This window comes from Pseudomonas sp. FP1154, assembly GCF_030687245.1.
Taxonomy (GTDB): Bacteria; Pseudomonadota; Gammaproteobacteria; order Pseudomonadales; family Pseudomonadaceae; genus Aquipseudomonas; species Aquipseudomonas rhizophila.
In genome coordinates, this window is sequence record NZ_CP117465.1 from 336,306 (window position 1) to 354,052 (window position 17,747).

Below are 17,747 nucleotides of genomic sequence, written 5' to 3' on the forward strand. Positions count from 1 at the left end.
GGCGAGCCGATCGATGCAGACAAATTGGCCGAGGCCTGGGAGTGCTCGGACATCAACGTGCATGGCGCCAACCATGGGTGCAGAAGTTGCGCTCGTTCCATTACACGCGCCGCTACGTGTCCGATGTGTTTTTCGGCAAGTAGATGCCGGGCGCCGGGCGTTTTGCCTTGATTGCCAGATTCAATCGTCACGTGGTCCGCCGCTTTTGGCACGCGGACCGCTTGATCGACTTCAACGCACCTGCACCACCACCTTCCCCACAGCCTTGCGCTGGCCCAGGTCATTGATCGCCTGGGCGGCGTTGCTCAATGGATACACCTGCGAGACCAGTGGCTTGAGCTTGCCTTCGGTGAACCAGCTAAACAATTGCTGGAAGTTGGCGGCGTTGTCCTGGGGTTGGCGTTGGGCGAAGGAGCCCCAGAACACGCCGACCACGGCGGCGCCCTTGAGCAGGGCCAGGTTTACCGGAAGCTCGGGGATGCGTCCGCTGGCAAAGCCGACCACCAATAGCCGGCCGTTCCAGGCGATGGCGCGAATGGCCTGGTCAAACAGATCGCCGCCCACCGGGTCGTAAATCACATCGGCGCCTTGGCCGTCGGTGAGGCGTTTGATTTCATCCTTGAGGCTGGTTTCGCTGTAGTTGATCAGTTCGTCGGCACCGGCAGCCTTGGCCACGGCCAGCTTCTCTGCACTGCTGGCGGCGGCAATCACCCGGGCGCCCATGGCCTTGCCGATCTCCACGGCCGCCAGGCCGACGCCGCCCGATGCGCCGAGCACCAGCAGGGTTTCGCCGGGTTGCAGGTTGGCCCGTTGCTTGAGGGCATGCATCGACGTGCCGTAGGTCATGCTGAAGGCGGCGGCGGTGTTGAAGTCCATGGACGAGGGGATGGGCAACACGTTGTAGCCTGGCACGGCCACCTGTTCGGCAAAGCTGCCCCAGCCGGTCAACGCCATGACCCGGTCACCGACCTTCAGGTGGCTGACCTTTTCGCCCACGGCGCTGATGACGCCCGCTGCTTCGCCGCCGGGGGAAAACGGGAAGGGTGGTTTGAATTGGTATTTGCCCTCGATGATCAGCGTGTCAGGGAAGTTCACGCCGGCGGCATGCACATCCAGCAGCACTTCGTTCTTCTTCGCGACGGGGCTGGCGACGTCTTCCAGCACCAGCGATTCGGCAGGACCGAATTCTTTGCACAGCACGGCTTTCATCAGGGCTATTCCTTTGGGAGTGATGGCCGATAAGTGTAGGTGTGAGAGTCAATGGGTCAACGAGCATGCCCTGCCCTGATAGCCGGCCATAAGCTTGTGCTTGAACGGCGGGTCGGTATGCTGGGCCGCAAACCGTATGAGGAGTCGAATGTGAAAGCGTGGATCATGTTGATGCTGGCCCTGTCGTTGCCTGTGACGGCAATGGCCGAGGAAGCCAAAGAAGGCGAGGCGCCGAAGGTCAGTTACATCACCCTCAGCCCGCCGTTCGTGGGCAACTATGGCTTGGACGGCTCGGCAAAGCTGAGGGTGTACAAGGCCGATGTGGCCCTGCGTGTCACGGGGGATGCCGCCGCTGCGGCGGTGAAGGCCAACGAGCCGCTGATCCGTAATCAGCTGGTTGCGCTGTTCGCCCAACAGACCACCGAGGCCATGAACAATATCGAAGCCAAGGAAAAACTGCGTCAGGAAGCCTTGAAGCAGACCCAGCAGATCATGAACGACGAAACCGGCAAGCCGATGGTGGATGACCTGTTGTTCAATAACCTGATCATTCAATAAACCCGCTCGATCGCAGCCTTTGGCAGTGCCCGGATCCTCAGGCGCTACCCAAGGCTGCTTTTTTTCGTCAAGACGCCAGGCTTTTGCGAAACCGGCCCAGGGCGATTGCGAAGAACAACAGCCCGATCGCCGCCAGTGCCAGCAGGTCTGGCCATACCACGCTAACGCCTGCATCACGGAACAGGATCGCCGCGCTGAGGCTGACGAAATGGGTCGAAGGCGAACCTTGCATCACCCATTGCAACCATTGCGGCATGCTGTCCAGCGGCGTGCTGCCGCCCGACAACAGCAGCATCGGAATGATGACCGGGATCGACAGTAAGCCGAACTGGGGCGTCGAACGGGCAAGGGTGGCGAGAAAAATACCCAGGGCGGTGCTGGCGAACAGGTAGAGCGCAGTCACCAGCAGGAAGAGCAGCATGGAGCCGGCGAGCGGAACGCCCAGTGCGAACTTGACGATGATTTCCAGCGACGCCCAGGTACATAGCACCACCACCAGCATGTTGCTCCAGATTTTCGCCAGCATGATTTCCAAGGCCGTGAGCGGCAGCACCAGCAAGTGATCGAGGGTGCCGTGCTCGCGCTCGCGCAACAGCGCCGTGCCCGTCAGGATGATGGCCAGGATCGTGATGTTGTTGACGATCTGGATCACTGCGAGGAACCAGCCACCTTCCAGATTGGTATTGAACAGCGAACGAGTGGTCAATCTCACGGGCGTTTGTTCGCTCGCTTGTGCCTGGCCGGCATAGGTCGTCAGTTCCTGTTGGAAAATCCGCCCGATGTAGCCGGCTCCCATGAACGCCTGGCTCATGGCCGTGGCATCGACGTTGAGTTGCAGCGTCGGTTCGCGTCCTGCGAGCAGGTCGGCCTGGAAATTGGCGGGCACGTTAATGACGAAGGTGTAGCGGCCATTGTCCATGACCTTGTCCAGTTCGGCGTAGGGCAGTGCCACCGGGCTCTGGAACTCCGGCGGTTGCAGGACCAGGGCCAATTGGCGTGAGAGATGGCTCTGGTCTTCGTCCACTATTGCGACACTGGCGTTGTGCACGCCGATCACCGAACCGGCGGCCGGCATGTAGATCGCCACGGTGAAGGCGTAGCCCAGGAACAGCAACAGAACGGAGTCGTAGCGCAGGCTGGTCAGCTCCTTGAGCCCAAGACGCCAGATATGTGAAAGCGTATGCATCAGGCCTCCTGCTTCTTCAGCATGATCAGGCTGAGCCCGGTGAAACCCAGGAAAAACCCGAACAACGCCAGGCATTGTGGCCATAGCTGGCGCAGATCAAGGGCCTTGGTGAAGGTGCCGACGGCGATGTCGAGGAAGTGCCCGGCGGGAAACAGCTGGCCCATCACCGAGGCTGCACCGTCCAGGGATGAGCGCGGCACGATCAGCCCTGAGAACTGGATGGTCGGGAGGCTGGTGATGATCATGGTGCCGAGGATCGCGGCGATCTGGGTGCGGGTGAATGCCGAGATCAACAGCCCCATGCTGGTGGTCGCCAGCACATAGAGCAGGCCGCCCAACGCCAGCGTCAGGGCGCTGCCCTTGAATGGCACGCCAAACAGCCAGCGGTTCATCGCGGTCAGCAGGGCCAGGTTGATCAGGCTTACCGCCAGGTAGGGCACTTGTTTACCCAGCAGGAACTCCAGGCGGGTCAGCGGCGTAGCGTAGAAGTTGGTGATCGAGCCCAGTTCCTTTTCCCGCACGATGCCCAGCGCCGTCAACATGGCCGGAATGAATGCGAGGATCAGCGCCATGACCCCTGGGCCGATGGCGTTGACGCTGACCACGTCCTGGTTATAACGAAAGCGTGTCTCCAGCTTCGCGCTGGGTTGCCGGGTGGGCGCGCGACTGCTGGATTCAGCCAGTTGCTCAAGGTTGCCCTGGTGCACCGCCTGGACGTAGTTGCGACTGGTCTCGGCCCGAAACGGTATGCCGCCATCCAACCAGGCGCCCACTGTCGGTTGGCGGCCGGCGTAGAGGTCTCGACCGAAGCCGGGGGGGATTTCCAGGGCCAGCTTGATCTCCGAGCGCTGCAAGCGTCGGTGTAGCTCCTTTGCATCGCGGATTATCGGTCGTTCTTCGAAGTAGCGCGAGCTGCGGAACGCCTCCAGGTAGGCACGGCTTTGCGGGCTCTGATCCTGGTCATACACGGCGAAGGCCAGTTTCTCCACGTCGAGGGAAATACCGAAGCCGAAGACCACCATCATGAACAATGCCCCCAGCAGGGCGAATGCCATCCGCACTTTGTCGCGCAGCAACTCCTTGCCCTCCCGGCTGGCGACGGCCCACAGGCGACCGAGGCTCAGGCCGCGCCGGTCCCGGGGCGCGCCGGCGTTCTCAAGGGTCACGGGGGCGGCGTCTTGCTGCGTTTCGCCCTGGGCGTTTTCCAGGCAGGTGACGAACGCGGCTTCCAGCGTCTGACCGCTGAACTGCGCTTGCAAGGCCGCTGGCGTGTCGCAGGCCAGGACCTTGCCGGCGTGCATCAGCGAAATGCGATCGCAGCGCTGGGCCTCGTTCATGAAGTGCGTGGAAAGAAAAATCGTCACACCTTGCTCGCGAGACAACTCGATCAACAGTCGCCAGAAATCATCCCGCGCGGCCGGATCGACGCCTGAGGTCGGCTCGTCGAGGATCAGTACTTCCGGGCGATGCAAAACCGCCACCGCCAAGGACAGGCGCTGCCGCAGGCCCAGTGGTAGCGCCCCGGACGTTTGGTCCGCCAGTTCCTGGAGATTGAAGCGCTGGATAAGCTCATCGATGCGCTGGCGGCTGTCTGTAGTGGGCAGATCGAACAGCTTGGCGTGCAGCTCCAGGTTTTGGCGCACGCTCAGTTCGCCGTAGAGCGAAAAGCTCTGGGACATGAAACCCACCCGCTTGCGGGTGGCGAGGTCCTTGGCGTTGACCGGGTTACCCAGCAGCCGGGCACTGCCTTCGCTGGCGGGGATCAGTCCGGTCAGCACCTTCATGGTGGTGGTCTTGCCGCAACCGTTGGAACCCAGGAAGCCAAAGATTTCACCGCGACCAATCGCGAAGCTGACGTTATCGACGGCGGTGAAATCGCCGAAGCGCAAGGTGAGATCGTGGGCTTGGATGGCAATGTCGGTAGTGTTGGCGGTCCTGGGGGGGATCACCAGCGGTTCGGCGTCATGGCCGCTGCCGCCCTGGAAGTGGGTGAAGGCCGAATCGAGCTTGCCGTCCTGGGTGACCTTGGCCAGCTCCGCACTCAAGCCCTTGGCGATCAAGCGACCGTTGTCGAGCATCAGGCAGTGCTCGAATTGCTCGGCCTCTTCCATGTATGCCGTGGCGACCAGCAGGGTCAGTTGCGGTCTTTGCCGACGCACGCTTTCTATCAGTTCCCAGAAACGTCGCCGGGACAGCGGGTCCACGCCCGTGGTGGGTTCGTCGAGAATCAGCAGATCCGGTTCATGGATCAGCGCACAACACAGGCCGAGCTTTTGTTTCATGCCGCCGGACAGTTTGCCTGCCGGACGGTCGGCAAAACGCTGCAGATCGGTGGCCAGCAGCAAGGTCCCCATGCGTTGTTCGCATTCTGCTCGCGATAGCCCGAACAATGTGCCGAAGAACCGAATGTTCTCGCCTATCGACAGGTCCGGGTAAAGGTTACCCCCCAACCCTTGGGGCATGAAGGCAATGCGTCGGTAGAGAGTCTTGCGATGGCGTCGATCGTCAATCGAGGCGCCGAGCACATCCAGTTGGCCATGCTGGAGCTTCTTCACCCCGGCAATCAGCCCCAGCAGGCTCGATTTGCCGGCACCGTCGGGGCCGATCAGGCCGCAGCGAGTGCCGGCGGGCAGGCTGAAGGCGATATCGCTCAGCGCCACATGCTGGCCGTAGCGATGTTCGAGACCCGAGGCGTGCAATGCCTCGCCGGCGGTGGCGCTCATTGCAAGTTGGCCGGCCAGTCAATGGGCGCCGTGCGCACGTAACCGGCCCCGGGCATACCCGGTTTTGCCTGGGGCACTTCGCCGGGACGGGTCAGGTGCACTTTGACGCGGAACACCAGTTTCTGGCGCTCATCACGGGTTTCGACTTCCTTGGGGGTGAACTGGGATTTGGCCGCGACGAAGCTGACTTTGGCCGGTAGCGGCCGCTCGGGCAAGGCGTCGAGCAACAGTCGCGCTTCATCGCCCACCGCCAGTTTCCCGGCCACCGACGCCGGCAGGTAGAGGTTCATGTACTGGTCGCTCGGATCGATCATCAGCAATACTCGACCGCCGGCGCCGAGCACTTCACCTGGCTCGGCCAGGCGCAACTGGATCACGCCGTCGAGGGGGGCCCGCAAGGTGCTGTCATCTATTTCGCTGGTGAGCTGGGCCACCTGGGCCAGGGTCGCGCCGATGGCCGCATTCGCCGCCGATACCTGGGCCCGGGCGGCGTTGACCGCCGCGTTGGCGGTGTCGACGCGGGCTTGTTGCTGGTCGAGGATCTGGCCGCTGGCGTAACCGCGCTTGAACAGTTCCTGGGTCCGCTTGAGTTCTTGATGGGCGAGCAATTGTTCGCTCTGGCGCAGTTGCACGTTGGCTTCGGTGGCGGCGAGGTTCTGCCGGGCCCGGGTGACTTCGGCTTCGGCCTGGTTGCGCTGGGCCTCCAGGGTGCGGGTGTCCATGCGCGCCAGCACTTGGCCCTTGATGACGTTGTCGCCTTCGTCGACCTGAACGTCGGCCAGGCGCCCGGGTGTCTTGCTGGCGATCTGGACTTCGGTGGCCTCAAGGCGGCCATTGCCCATGCTCAAGCCTTCCGGGAGGCGATCCTGGCGTGACTTCCAATAGCCAAATCCACCGGCGGCCAGCAACAGAGCCATCAAGGCGAAGGCAAAAAAGCGAGAGGTACGATGGTTCGTCGACATGTCCGGCATCCTGCGGCTGTAGCATCGAAGTCTGCAGGATCAGCGACCGACCCCGCTTGATGTCCATCAACTCATCGGCGATCAGCGCAGCGCAATCACCGCTGCCCATTGTTCGGCCGTGACGGGCATCACCGACAGCCGTGAGCCTTTCTGCACCAGCGGCATTTCAGCCAGGGCGGTCTGTTGCTTGAGGTAGTCGAGCTTCAGCACGCGGGGGAATGTTTCGACGTGGGCCACGTCGATCGCGGTCCAGGGGTTTTTATCCGGCCCGGCCTTGGGGTCGAAGTAATGGCTGTCGGGTTCCAGCGCTGTTGGGTCAGGGTAGGCCGCGCGGACGATTCGGCCGATCCCGGCAATGCCTGGCTCCGGGCAACTGGAGTGGTAGAAAAAGAACGCATCGCCCACCGCCATGGCCCGCAAGAAATTGCGCGCCTGGTAGTTGCGCACCCCATCCCATCGCGCCTGGTCGAGCTTCTGCAGATCCTGGATGGACAATTCGTCGGGCTCGGATTTCATCAGCCAATAGGCCATGATTTCTACTCCTGGGCGGTAATGATAAAAAAAGTTCAGCGATCTTATGACAAACCGACAGTCGGTTGACGCCAGCATTTGCGTGTTGCTGAAGGTTGCCGCAAAATGCCGGCCTTCCAAGCTTTACGCTGCTGCACGGCCAATAAGAAAACCGCTGCTGTCATCGTGTGTGATATGCCTTGAGGGGGGCAATCGATGAAACGCAAACCGGATTTGTTGTGGATCTTGGTCATTCTGTTCGGCCTGGGGGTCGTTACCACGGGATACGCCCAGAGTCTGTGGGCCAGCAAGACCGATACACCGATGGAAATCACCCAGCCCGCGCCTTCGCTCAAACGCTGAGCCGGTCTAGCGGACGCCGCTGTTTCCCTGCGGCGTCTACCCCGCGATATACCAATGCCGGTCGCTGACCGTTCCCTGCAGCGGCACGTCCCAGCTCGCCTGCGCCAACCGTTCGACTTTCTGACATTCATGGGCCAGTCCCAGCAGTGTCGGCTTGCGCCATTGCTTGCGTCGCGCCAGATACGCCAGGCTGCGGTCATAAAAGCCACCGCCCATGCCCAGCCGACCTCCCGCATCGTCAAACCCCACCAGCGGCAATAGCACCAGGTCCAGAGTCCAGACCTTGCGTTGCCGGGCGATGTTCATCCGCGGCTCCAGAATACGAAAACGATTGGGCCGCAGCTTTTCGCCGGGGCGGATGCGCTGGAACACCATCTTGGTCTGCGGCCATGGGCTCAGTACCGGCAGATAAGTGGCCTTGCCCCGGCGCTGAGCGGCGCGCAGCAACAGGCGCGGGTCGATCTCGCCATCGTTGGGCAGGTACAGGGCGATGTGTCTTGCCCGGCGAAACAGCGGGTGCTGGGCCAGTTGCCTATAGAGCCCGCGAGCGGCTTCACGCTGCTGGGCAGGTGTCAGGGCGCGACGAGCCTGGCGTAGCAGGCGGCGGAGTTGCGGGCGCGGCAGCAGCGCGGGTTCGGTCATATCGATATTTCACGCAATCGGAGGCGACAGCACAGCGTAACCGCAAAACAGCGCGCTCAGAAATGCCTGCGCCAGACACAACAATGCCAGTCTTGATGACTGGCATTGTGAGAATCAGGCTCCCCGGATGAACCGCTGTCGGCTTAGCCCTTGAACCCGAAAGTTCAAGGTGGAAGTTGCAGGGGGCGTTAAGGCTTTCCGTCAAGCGGACATGCACACCGGCCCCAACGTGCAACTCCCGTGGTTGTGCGTATCGGCTCAGGGACATCACCAACTGGCAAGCACCCCAGGGAGTGACGCAAGTATACCCCAGGCAGCCTCGCGAATCAGCCCTTGCTGACGTCCGGGTCGGTGGCCAGTACCAGATCCACCCGATCGAGCAGGTCGCGCACCTGTTCACGGGTCGAGCCGCTGACTTGCACGTCCGGCGTATCCTGGCGGTGCAACAGCTCGTGGGTGATGTTCAAGGCAGCCATTACAGCAATGCGGTCGGCGCCGATGACTTTGCCGCTGCTGCGGATCTCGCGCATCTTGCCGTCCAGGTAACGGGCGGCGCTTACCAGGTTGCTGCGCTCTTCCTGGGGACAGATGATCGAATATTCTTTATCGAGGATCTGCACGGTTACGCTATTGCTTGAACTCATGAGTCTTGCTCCAGGGCCTTGAGGCGCGAAATCATCGATTCGACCTTACGCCGGGCGATTTCGTTTTTTTCAATGAGGTGCGCGCGTTCCTCGCGCCAGGTCTTTTCCTGAGCTAATAGGAGTCCGTTTTGGCTCTTAAGTTGCTCGACCCGCTCAATTAGCAATTCGAGTCTGGCCATCAGCGCTTGCAGGTCGGTGTCTTCCATTGTGTCCACTGAAGATTGTGTCTGATGGGGATAGGGTCGCACAGCCTCTGATAGTCTTGGCGAGTCTGTCGATGTAGGATACAAGGCCTCCATTCTAGACATAGCGCCGTCTGGCGCCTAGCTGCCCATGCCCATTCAGAATTCCCCGTATCAAGCGTTTGCCACCCTGCTGAGCACCAGCGGTCATCCTGTCTCGCCTGCTGAACTGCATGGCCTGTTGCTTGGGCGCAGTTGCGCCGGCGCCGGCTTCGATGCCGACGGCTGGCTGGCTGACGCCGCCGAGTTGCTGGAAGGCGAGCCGGCGGACAACGTGCGCAATGCGCTCATCGGCCTGCAGGAAATGGTCAAGGGTGAGTTGACCAGCGATGACATGACCGTCGTCCTGCTGCTGCCTACCGATGACGCTCCGCTGGCCGAACGCGCCGCAGCGCTGGGCCAGTGGTGCCAGGGCTTCCTCGCCGGCTTCGGCCTGACCCGCCGCGAATATGCGTTGAGTGACGAGGCCAAGGAAGTATTGCAAGACCTGGCGGCGATCTCTCAGGTCCAGGACGCCCTGGAAGAATCCGATGACGGTGAAAGCGACTACATGGAAGTGATGGAGTACCTGCGGGTCGCGCCATTGCTGCTGTTCACCGAAACCAAGAAAACCGCTGAACCGGCCGCCAAGCCGTCCTTGCACTGATTGCTTGAAAGGGAACACCGTCTGCCCATGATTCATATCCCGAAATCGGAATACAGCCGTCGCCGCAAGGCCCTGATGGCGCAGATGGAACCCAACAGCATCGCAATCCTGCCCGCCGCCGCCGTTGCCATCCGCAACCGCGACGTCGAGCACGTTTACCGCCAGGACAGCGACTTTCAATACCTCAGCGGCTTCCCCGAGCCGCAAGCGGTGATCGTGCTGATGCCCGGCCGGGCCCATGGCGAATACATCCTGTTCTGCCGCGAACGCAACGCCGAGCGGGAGTTGTGGGATGGCCTGCGAGCCGGCCAGGAAGGGGCGATGCGTGACTATGGCGCCGACGATGCATTTCCCATCACCGACATCGACGACATCCTGCCGGGCCTGATCGAGGGCCGTGACCGGGTGTATTCGGCCATGGGCAGCAACCCGGAATTCGATCGGCACCTGATGGAGTGGATCAACGTGATTCGCTCCAAGGCCCATCTCGGTGCCCAGCCGCCGAACGAATTCGTTGCCCTGGATCATCTGCTGCACGACATGCGCCTGTATAAATCGGCGGCAGAGGTGAAGGTGATGCGCGAAGCGGCGCGGATTTCCGCCCAGGCGCACATCCGGGCCATGCAGGCCGCGCGCACGGGGTTGTACGAATACAGCCTGGAGGCCGAGCTGGATTATGAGTTCCGCAAGGGCGGGGCGAAAATGCCGGCCTACGGGTCGATCGTCGCGGCGGGTCGCAACAGCTGCATCCTGCATTACCAGCAGAACGACGCACTGCTCAAGGACGGCGACCTGGTATTGATCGACGCCGGTTGTGAAATCGACTGCTACGCCAGTGATATCACCCGTACCTGGCCAGTCAGCGGCAAGTTTTCGCCCGAGCAGAAGGCGATCTACGAAGTGGTGCTGGCCGCCCAGGAAGCGGCGTTCGCCGAAATTGCGCCGGACAAACACTGGAACCAGGCCCACGAAGCAACAGTGCGAGTCATTACCGAAGGGCTGGTGCGCCTGGGCCTGCTGGAGGGCGAAGTGGACGAGTTGATCGCCAGCGAAGCCCACAGGGCCTTCTACATGCACCGCGCCGGCCACTGGCTGGGCATGGACGTGCACGACGTTGGCGAGTACCGGGTCGGCGGCGAATGGCGGGTACTGGAAGTCGGTATGACGTTGACCGTGGAGCCGGGCATCTACATCGCCCCGAACAACCGCAACGTAGCGAAAAAATGGCGCGGCATTGGCGTGCGCATCGAGGATGACGTGGTAGTGACCAAAACCGGTTGTGAAATCCTGAGTCACGGCGTACCCAAGACGGTCGCCGAAATCGAGGCCCTGATGGCCGCCGCCCGGGCTGATGCGGCATGAGCCGGGTCAATCTGGCGATCGTCGGCGGTGGCCTGGTAGGCGCGAGCCTGGCCCTGGCCCTGCAAGCCGGCGCCAAGGCCCGGGGTTGGAAGATCATGCTGATCGAACCCTTCGCCCCCGGCGATGCCTGGCAGCCGAGCTACGATGCCCGTTCCTCGGCCTTGTCGTTCGGGTCCCGGCAGATTTATCAACGCCTGGGTATCTGGCAGGAAGTTTCTCGTCGCGCCGAGCCGATCAAGCAGATCCACGTGTCTGATCGCGGGCGATTTTCCACGGCGCGGTTGTCGGCCATGGAAGAAGGGGTGCCGGCCCTGGGGTATGTGGTGGAAAACGCCTGGCTCGGCCAGTGCCTGTGGCAAGGGCTGGACACCGAAGTGGTCAGTTGGCACTGTCCGGCACAAGTCACCCGGATGGAGCCCATGGTCGGCGGCTATCGCCTGACGCTCGATGACGAAACCACCTTGGAATGCGACCTTGCCGTGCTGGCTGACGGTGGTCGTTCCAGCCTGCGCGAACAGCTGGGTATTGGCGTGCGCAATCGACCTTATGGGCAGAGCGCGCTGATTGCCAACATCACACCCGGCGAAGCCCACAACGGCATGGCCTTCGAGCGCTTCACCGACGACGGCCCGATGGCCTTGTTGCCGCTGCCGGAGAACCGTTGCGCGCTGGTCTGGACCCGTCAGGGCATGGATGCGCAACGTCTGGCGGCCCTGGATGAGCGCAGCTTTCTCAGCGAATTGCAGGGCGTGTTCGGTTATCGCCTGGGCACCCTGAAACAGGTTGGCGCTCGGCATCTTTATCCGTTGGCGCTGGTGGAAGCCGAAGAACAGGTCCGCCCGCATCTGGCGATCCTGGGCAACGCGGCCCACAGTCTGCATCCGATTGCCGGCCAGGGGTTCAATCTGTCCCTGCGCGATGCCCAGGCCCTGGCCGACGCCTTGCTCGACAGCGACAGCGCGCCGGGGGATTTCGCCGTGCTGCAAGCCTATCGCGAGCGTCAGCGGATGGATCAGACGCTGACCGTCGGGTTTTCCGACCAGGTTACGCGGCTGTTCAGCAGCAACCTGCCGCTGGTGTCCCTGGGCCGCAACCTTGGCCTGCTGGGGCTCGACCTGCTGCCTCCGGCCAAGCGCTGGTTCGCCCGCCAGGCCATGGGGTTGGGGACGCGTCCCGATGCGTGAGGCTTGGTTCGATCATTTTTCTCATGGGCGACTCATGTCGCCAGCACAACAGGCTTAAAGCATGGAATTGCGTGCAGATCTGCTGATTGTCGGCGCCGGAATGGTCGGCAGCGCCCTGGCGCTGGCGTTGCAGGGTAGTGGCCTGCAAGTGCTGTTGCTCGACGGCAGCCCGATGAGCGTCAAACCCTTCGATCCCCAGGCTGCCTTCGAACCCCGGGTCAGTGCATTGTCGGCGGCGAGCCAGCGGATCCTTGATCGTCTTGGGGTCTGGGACGGCATTATCGCCCGGCGCGCCAGTCCTTATACCAACATGCACGTCTGGGATGGCAGCGGCACCGGGCAGATCCATTTCTCGGCGGCCAGCCTGCATGCCGAGGTCCTGGGGCACATCGTCGAAAACCGCGTCGTGCAGGATGCCCTGCTGGACCGCCTGCATGACTGTGATCTGGGCCTGCTGGCCAACGCGCGGCTTGAGCAGATGCGCCGCTCCGGCGATGACTGGTTGCTGACCCTGGCCGATGGCCGCACCCTGCGGGCACCGCTGGTGATCGCCGCCGACGGTGCGAACTCCGCCGTGCGTCGCTTGACGGGGGTTGCCACCCGGGAATGGGATTACCTGCACCACGCCATCGTAACCAGTGTGCGCAGCGCCCGGCCTCATCGGATGACCGCATGGCAGCGCTTTACCGATAACGGTCCCTTGGCATTCCTGCCACTGGAGCGCGACGGCCTGCACGACTGGTGCTCGATCGTCTGGTCCACCACCCCTGGCGAGGCTCAGCGGTTGATGGCGCTTGAGGAAGCGGATTTCTGCAACGAGCTGGAGCGGGCCTTCGAGGGGCAACTGGGGAAGGTGCTGAGCGCCGATTCGCGCTTGTGCGTACCGCTGCGCCAGCGCCATGCCAAGCGCTACGTGGCCGAAGGGCTGGCGCTGATCGGCGATGCGGCCCACACCATCCATCCGCTGGCCGGACAGGGGGTGAACCTGGGTTTCCTGGATGCCGCCGTCCTGGCCGAAGTGCTGTTGCAGGCGGCCGGGCGCGGTGAACGGCTGGCGGACGTGAAGGTACTGAGCCGCTACGAACGCCGACGCATGCCCCATAACCTGGCGCTGATGGCCGCGATGGAAGGGTTTGAGCGGCTGTTCCAGGCCGATCCGTTGCCGGTGCGTTGGCTGCGTAATACCGGGCTGAAACTGGTGGACGGTCTGCCCGAGGCCAAGGCGTTGTTCGTACGTGAGGCGTTGGGGTTGACCGGGGATTTGCCGGATTTGGCCAAGGTCTGAGAGATGGGTTGGGGCTTATGGCCCTATCGCGGGCAAGCCTTGCTCCCACCAGCTCTTGCTTCCACAGGGGCAATGTGGGACGAGCTGTTGTGGGAGCACGGCTTGCCCGCGATAACGGACGCAAAAACACAGCACCTCTCATAGTCGCAACATTTTGAAACGTGTCTGGACACTGTTCGATTGAGAAGGCAAATGTGAGTCTTTATCATTCGCGCACTTATAACAATCGAGAGACCGCTCCCATGTTGGCACCCAAGCGTCTGCTGTCCGTCCTCGCCTTGACCCTGATCAGCGCTACCGCCGCCCAGGCTGCCGATGAGGTAGTGGTCTACTCCTCGCGTATCGATGAGCTGATCAAGCCGGTTTTCGATGCCTACACCAAAAAGACGGGCGTCTCGGTGAAGTTCATCACCGACAAGGAAGCGCCATTGATGCAGCGGATCAAGGCCGAGGGTGAAAACGCCACCGCCGACCTGCTGTTGACCGTCGATGCCGGCAACCTCTGGCAGGCCGAGCAGATGGGGATTCTCCAACCGTTTACTTCCAAGGTGATCGACGCCAACATCCCGGCCCAATACCGCGCGTCTTCCCACGCCTGGACCGGCCTGAGCCTGCGGGCGCGGACCATTGTCTACTCCACCGACCGGGTCAAACCGAGCGAACTGACCACCTATGAAGCCCTGGCGGGTAAAGAGTGGGAAGGCCGCCTGTGCCTGCGCACTTCGAAGAAGGTCTACAACCAGTCCCTGACCGCCACCCTGATCGAAACCCACGGCGCGGAAAAAACCGAAGAAATCATCAAGGGCTGGGTCAAGAACCTGTCCACCGATGTGTTCTCCGATGACACGGCACTGCTTGAAGCCATCAATGCCGGGCAGTGCGACGTCGGTATCGTCAACACTTACTACTTCGGTCGCCTGCACCAGCAGAAGCCGGACCTGAAGGTCAAGCTGTTCTGGCCGAACCAGGCCGACCGTGGCGTGCACATCAATCTCTCGGGCATCGGCCTGACCAAGTACGCACCGCACCCGGAAGCCGCGAAGAAACTGGTGGAGTGGATGACCACGCCTGAAGCCCAGAACATCTTTGCCGACGTGAACCAGGAGTTCCCGGCCAATCCGAACGTGGAGCCTTCCAAGGAAGTCGCCGCCTGGGGCAAGTTCAAGGCTGACACCCTGCCGGTTGAAGTGGCGGGTAAACGCCAGGCCGAAGCTATCCGCTTGATGGATCGCGCTGGCTGGAACTAAAAAAGCACTCAAGATCGCAGCCTGCGACAGCTTCTACAGGGGATCGCGTTCCAATGTAGAAGGTGGCGCAGGCTGCGATCTTTTTTTTGCGGTTTAATAGGCGTTTGCTGACTGCCCCGAGATTCCCCCTTGACCCACCCCGTCCAACGCCGCTGGTACCCTCTGGTTTTTGCTATCGCCGCGCTGGTGCTGTTGCCCTTGAGCGTCCTGCTGCTGTCCTGGCAAAACATCGATCAGCAAATCTGGTCCCACCTGTGGGATACCCAGATGCCACGCTTGTTGGGCAACACCCTGACGCTGATTGTCGGTGTGGGTTGTCGGTGTAACGTTGCTGGGCGTCAGCCTTGCCTGGCTCACCAGCCTGTGTGAGTTCCCCGGGCGACGCTGGCTCGACTGGGCGTTAATGTTGCCGTTTGCGATTCCGGCCTACGTGCTGGCGTTTGTCTTCGTGGGCCTGCTGGACTTTGCCGGTCCAGTGCAGACATTGATGCGCGAATGGTTCGGCAGCAACCTGCGCCTGCCCCGGGTACGCTCCACCGGCGGGAGTGATCCTGGTGCTGGTCCTGGTCTTTTACCCTTACGTTTATTTGCTGGCGCGAAGTGCGTTCCTGGCCCAAGGCAAGGGATTGATGGAAGCGGCCCGGGTGCTCGGGCAGTCGCCGTGGCAGGCGTTCTGGCGAGTGGCGTTGCCGGTGGCCCGACCGGCCATTGGTGCCGGCGTGGCGCTGGCGTTGATGGAAACCCTGGCGGATTTCGGCGCGGTGTCGGTGTTCAACTTCGACACCTTCACCACGGCCATCTACAAAACCTGGTACGGCTTCTTCAGCCTCTCCAGCGCCGCGCAACTGGCCAGCCTGTTGCTGCTGGCGGTGATGCTGGTGCTTTACGGCGAACGCCGCGCCCGAGGCGCCCAGCGGGCGAGCAACGAGCGACCCCGGGTCAAGGCGCTTTATCACTTGCGCGGTCTCAAGGCGGTGGCGGCCAGCGGCTGGTGCGCCCTGGTGTTTGCCTGCGCATTTGTTATTCCGATGCTGCAACTGCTGGTGTGGTTCTGGCAGCGTGGCCGGTTCGATCTGGATGAGCGTTATGCCGGGCTGATCGTCCATACCCTCTATCTGGGTGGGCTGGCGGCACTGGTCACCGTTTGCGTCGCCTTGCTGTTGGCCTTCGCTCGGCGTCTGGCGCCGACCCGTCCCATTCGCGCCGGTGTTGGCCTGGCGAACCTGGGCTACGCCTTGCCCGGTTCGGTGCTGGCGGTATCGATCATGCTTGCCTTCAGCTATCTGGACCGCGAACTGGTCATCCCCCTGTCAACGCTACTTGGCGGTGCCGGCAAACCGTTGCTGTTGGGCAGCCTGTCGGCCCTGCTGCTGGCCTATCTGGTGCGCTTTTTGGCCGTGGCCTACGGTCCACTGGAAAGCAGCCTCGCGCGAATCCGTCCTTCTTTGCCTGAGGCAGCACGCAGCCTTGGGGTCAGTGGGCCGCGACTGTTTTTCAAAGTGTATCTGCCGTTGCTGTTGCCGGGCACCTTGAGTGCGGCGTTGCTGGTGTTCGTCGATGTGCTCAAGGAAATGCCCGCGACCCTGCTGATGCGCCCGTTTGGCTGGGACACGCTGGCGGTGCGGATCTTTGAAATGACCAGTGAAGGGGAGTGGGCCCGGGCCGCGTTACCGGCGCTGACCCTGGTGCTGGTGGGGTTGTTGCCGGTCATCGGATTGATACGACGCTCGGCCCATCGAAACAGCTAGGTGTCAGTCCTACATCATGCGGCTACAATGCGCGGCATTCGGTGCGGTCCGTCTGTCGGACCGGGCAACTGATAGCGTCTGAAAACGTTTTTGGCGTTCACGCTGTGCAGTGCTCGTCCGCACCTTCGCCAATCCCGGAAGGAGACACCCATGGGACAGCGTACGCCTCTGTATGACCTTCATCTCGCCCTCGGCGCGAAGATGGTCGATTTTGGCGGTTGGGATATGCCTTTGCATTACGGCTCGCAGGTTGAGGAGCACCATCAGGTGCGTCGCGACTGCGGTGTGTTCGATGTATCCCACATGACCGTTATCGATGTCGCCGGTCCCCAGGCCAAGGTCTGGTTGCAGCGCTTGCTGGCCAACGATGTCGATCGCTTGCAGGACACGGGACGTGCCTTGTACAGCACCATGCTTAACGAGCGCGGCGGCATAGTCGACGACATGATCATTTATCGGGTCGAGCACGGCTATCGGCTGGTCTTCAACGCCTCGACCCGCGATCAGGACCTGGCCTGGATGCAGGCACAGCTTGGTGAATACGATGTGCACCTGCTTGAACGCCCCGAACTGGCAATGCTGGCGATCCAGGGCCCCCAGGCCCGGCACAAGATTGCCGAACTGGTTTCGCAATCGCGCGGCCAACTGATCCAGCAACTCAAGCCTTTCGAAGGCCGTGCCGACGGTGACTGGTTCATCGCCCGTACCGGCTACACTGGCGAAGATGGCCTGGAAATCGTCCTGCCTGCCCACGAAGCCCCGAGTTTTTTCAATGATCTGGTGGGCGCCGGCATTTCTCCCATCGGCCTTGGCGCTCGCGATACCTTGCGCCTGGAAGCTGGCATGAACCTGTATGGCCAGGACATCCACCAGGACGTTTCTCCGCTGGCCTCGAACATGGCCTGGAGCATCGCCTGGGAACCGGCGAGCCGTCAGTTCATCGGGCGCAGTGCTCTGGAAGCCGAGCTGGCCGGCGGTGTACAGCAAAAACTGGTGGGCCTGGTGCTGGAAGAACGCGGCGTTCTGCGCGCTCATCAGGTGGTCCGCATCGCCGATGTTGGCGAAGGGGAGATCACCAGTGGTAGTTTTTCTCCTACGCTTAGCAAGTCAATTGCCTTGGCACGCGTTCCGATGGCCACCGCCGATCGTGCCGAGGTAGAAATTCGTGGTAAGTGGTACCCGGTACGAGTGGTCAAGCCGACCTTCGTCCGCCATGGCAAAACCCTGATCTAACCT

General features: G+C 62.1%; 16 protein-coding genes, 1 other RNA gene and 1 pseudogene. 9 read left to right on the forward strand and 9 right to left on the reverse strand.

Translation table 11 applies throughout. The annotated features are described in order from the left end of the window. Positions 1-231: 231 nt before the first annotated feature. A complete protein-coding gene (locus PSH91_RS01485; RefSeq protein WP_076383061.1) occupies positions 232-1,209 on the reverse strand; it encodes an NADPH:quinone oxidoreductase family protein in 978 nt (325 codons plus the stop codon). A gap of 150 nt (positions 1,210-1,359) precedes the next feature. Between PSH91_RS01485 and PSH91_RS01490 the strand changes: the two genes are divergently transcribed. Further along, the gene (locus PSH91_RS01490) at positions 1,360-1,767 is read left to right on the forward strand and encodes a flagellar basal body-associated protein FliL (protein ID WP_047226193.1); all 408 of its coding nucleotides are present in this window, start codon (positions 1,360-1,362) and stop codon (positions 1,765-1,767) included. A gap of 67 nt (positions 1,768-1,834) precedes the next feature. Here PSH91_RS01490 and PSH91_RS01495 read toward each other — a convergent pair whose 3' ends face one another. The 4 genes from PSH91_RS01495 to PSH91_RS01510 form a co-directional block, all read right to left on the reverse strand. Beyond that, a complete protein-coding gene (locus PSH91_RS01495; RefSeq protein ID WP_047226089.1) occupies positions 1,835-2,953 on the reverse strand; it encodes an ABC transporter permease in 1,119 nt (372 codons plus the stop codon). Beyond that, complete coding sequence (rbbA, locus tag PSH91_RS01500; protein WP_139048910.1) at positions 2,953-5,676, reverse strand: ribosome-associated ATPase/putative transporter RbbA; 2,724 nt, start codon at positions 5,674-5,676, stop codon at positions 2,953-2,955. The genes PSH91_RS01495 and rbbA overlap by 1 nt, the downstream gene beginning before the upstream one ends. Beyond that, on the reverse strand, positions 5,673-6,638 hold the full coding sequence (locus PSH91_RS01505) for an HlyD family secretion protein (RefSeq protein WP_107321378.1): 966 nt from the start codon (positions 6,636-6,638) through the stop codon (positions 5,673-5,675). The genes rbbA and PSH91_RS01505 overlap by 4 nt, the downstream gene beginning before the upstream one ends. 81 nt (positions 6,639-6,719) lie before the next feature. Next, positions 6,720-7,169: an EVE domain-containing protein gene (locus PSH91_RS01510; protein WP_305467093.1), complete on the reverse strand. Its 450-nt coding sequence runs from the start codon at positions 7,167-7,169 to the stop codon at positions 6,720-6,722. Positions 7,170-7,364: 195 nt separating this feature from the next. Between PSH91_RS01510 and PSH91_RS01515 the strand changes: the two genes are divergently transcribed. Then, complete coding sequence (locus PSH91_RS01515) at positions 7,365-7,511, forward strand: hypothetical protein (protein ID WP_092395219.1); 147 nt, start codon at positions 7,365-7,367, stop codon at positions 7,509-7,511. Positions 7,512-7,547: 36 nt separating this feature from the next. On the opposite strand, the gene PSH91_RS01520 is transcribed toward PSH91_RS01515, so the two are convergent. The 4 genes from PSH91_RS01520 to PSH91_RS01535 form a co-directional block, all read right to left on the reverse strand. After that, positions 7,548-8,153, reverse strand: coding sequence for a 5-formyltetrahydrofolate cyclo-ligase (locus PSH91_RS01520; protein WP_047226085.1), 606 nt, complete (start codon positions 8,151-8,153; stop codon positions 7,548-7,550). A gap of 116 nt (positions 8,154-8,269) precedes the next feature. Then, positions 8,270-8,449, reverse strand: a non-coding RNA gene (ssrS, locus tag PSH91_RS01525) — 6S RNA. A gap of 30 nt (positions 8,450-8,479) precedes the next feature. Beyond that, entirely contained in the window at positions 8,480-8,797 is a 318-nt protein-coding gene (locus PSH91_RS01530) for a cell division protein ZapA (protein ID WP_047226084.1), read from the reverse strand. Then, positions 8,794-9,003: a TIGR02449 family protein gene (locus PSH91_RS01535; protein WP_030138125.1), complete on the reverse strand. Its 210-nt coding sequence runs from the start codon at positions 9,001-9,003 to the stop codon at positions 8,794-8,796. Before PSH91_RS01535 ends, PSH91_RS01530 begins: the two co-directional genes overlap by 4 nt. Positions 9,004-9,130: 127 nt before the next feature. Here PSH91_RS01535 and PSH91_RS01540 point away from each other — a divergent pair, with 127 nt between their 5' ends. From PSH91_RS01540 to gcvT, 7 genes and pseudogenes are all read left to right on the forward strand, one after another. After that, positions 9,131-9,685 carry a YecA family protein gene (locus PSH91_RS01540; protein WP_047226083.1) on the forward strand — a complete coding sequence of 185 codons (555 nt, stop codon included), beginning with the start codon at positions 9,131-9,133 and terminating at the stop codon, positions 9,683-9,685. Positions 9,686-9,712: 27 nt separating this feature from the next. Further along, on the forward strand, positions 9,713-11,047 hold the full coding sequence (pepP, locus tag PSH91_RS01545) for a Xaa-Pro aminopeptidase (RefSeq protein WP_047226082.1): 1,335 nt from the start codon (positions 9,713-9,715) through the stop codon (positions 11,045-11,047). Continuing rightward, complete coding sequence (gene ubiH, locus PSH91_RS01550; protein ID WP_160893860.1) at positions 11,044-12,231, forward strand: 2-octaprenyl-6-methoxyphenyl hydroxylase; 1,188 nt, start codon at positions 11,044-11,046, stop codon at positions 12,229-12,231. Before pepP ends, ubiH begins: the two co-directional genes overlap by 4 nt. A gap of 67 nt (positions 12,232-12,298) precedes the next feature. Continuing rightward, positions 12,299-13,516, forward strand: coding sequence for a 2-octaprenyl-3-methyl-6-methoxy-1,4-benzoquinol hydroxylase (locus PSH91_RS01555; RefSeq protein WP_305468485.1), 1,218 nt, complete (start codon positions 12,299-12,301; stop codon positions 13,514-13,516). Positions 13,517-13,758: 242 nt separating this feature from the next. Then, positions 13,759-14,763: an extracellular solute-binding protein gene (locus PSH91_RS01560; protein WP_047226079.1), complete on the forward strand. Its 1,005-nt coding sequence runs from the start codon at positions 13,759-13,761 to the stop codon at positions 14,761-14,763. Positions 14,764-14,892: 129 nt separating this feature from the next. Beyond that, positions 14,893-16,511 (forward strand): annotated as a pseudogene (locus PSH91_RS01565) (ABC transporter permease). 150 nt (positions 16,512-16,661) lie between these two features. Continuing rightward, the gene (gene gcvT / locus PSH91_RS01570; protein ID WP_047226077.1) at positions 16,662-17,744 is read left to right on the forward strand and encodes a glycine cleavage system aminomethyltransferase GcvT; all 1,083 of its coding nucleotides are present in this window, start codon (positions 16,662-16,664) and stop codon (positions 17,742-17,744) included. Positions 17,745-17,747 lie beyond the last annotated feature (3 nt).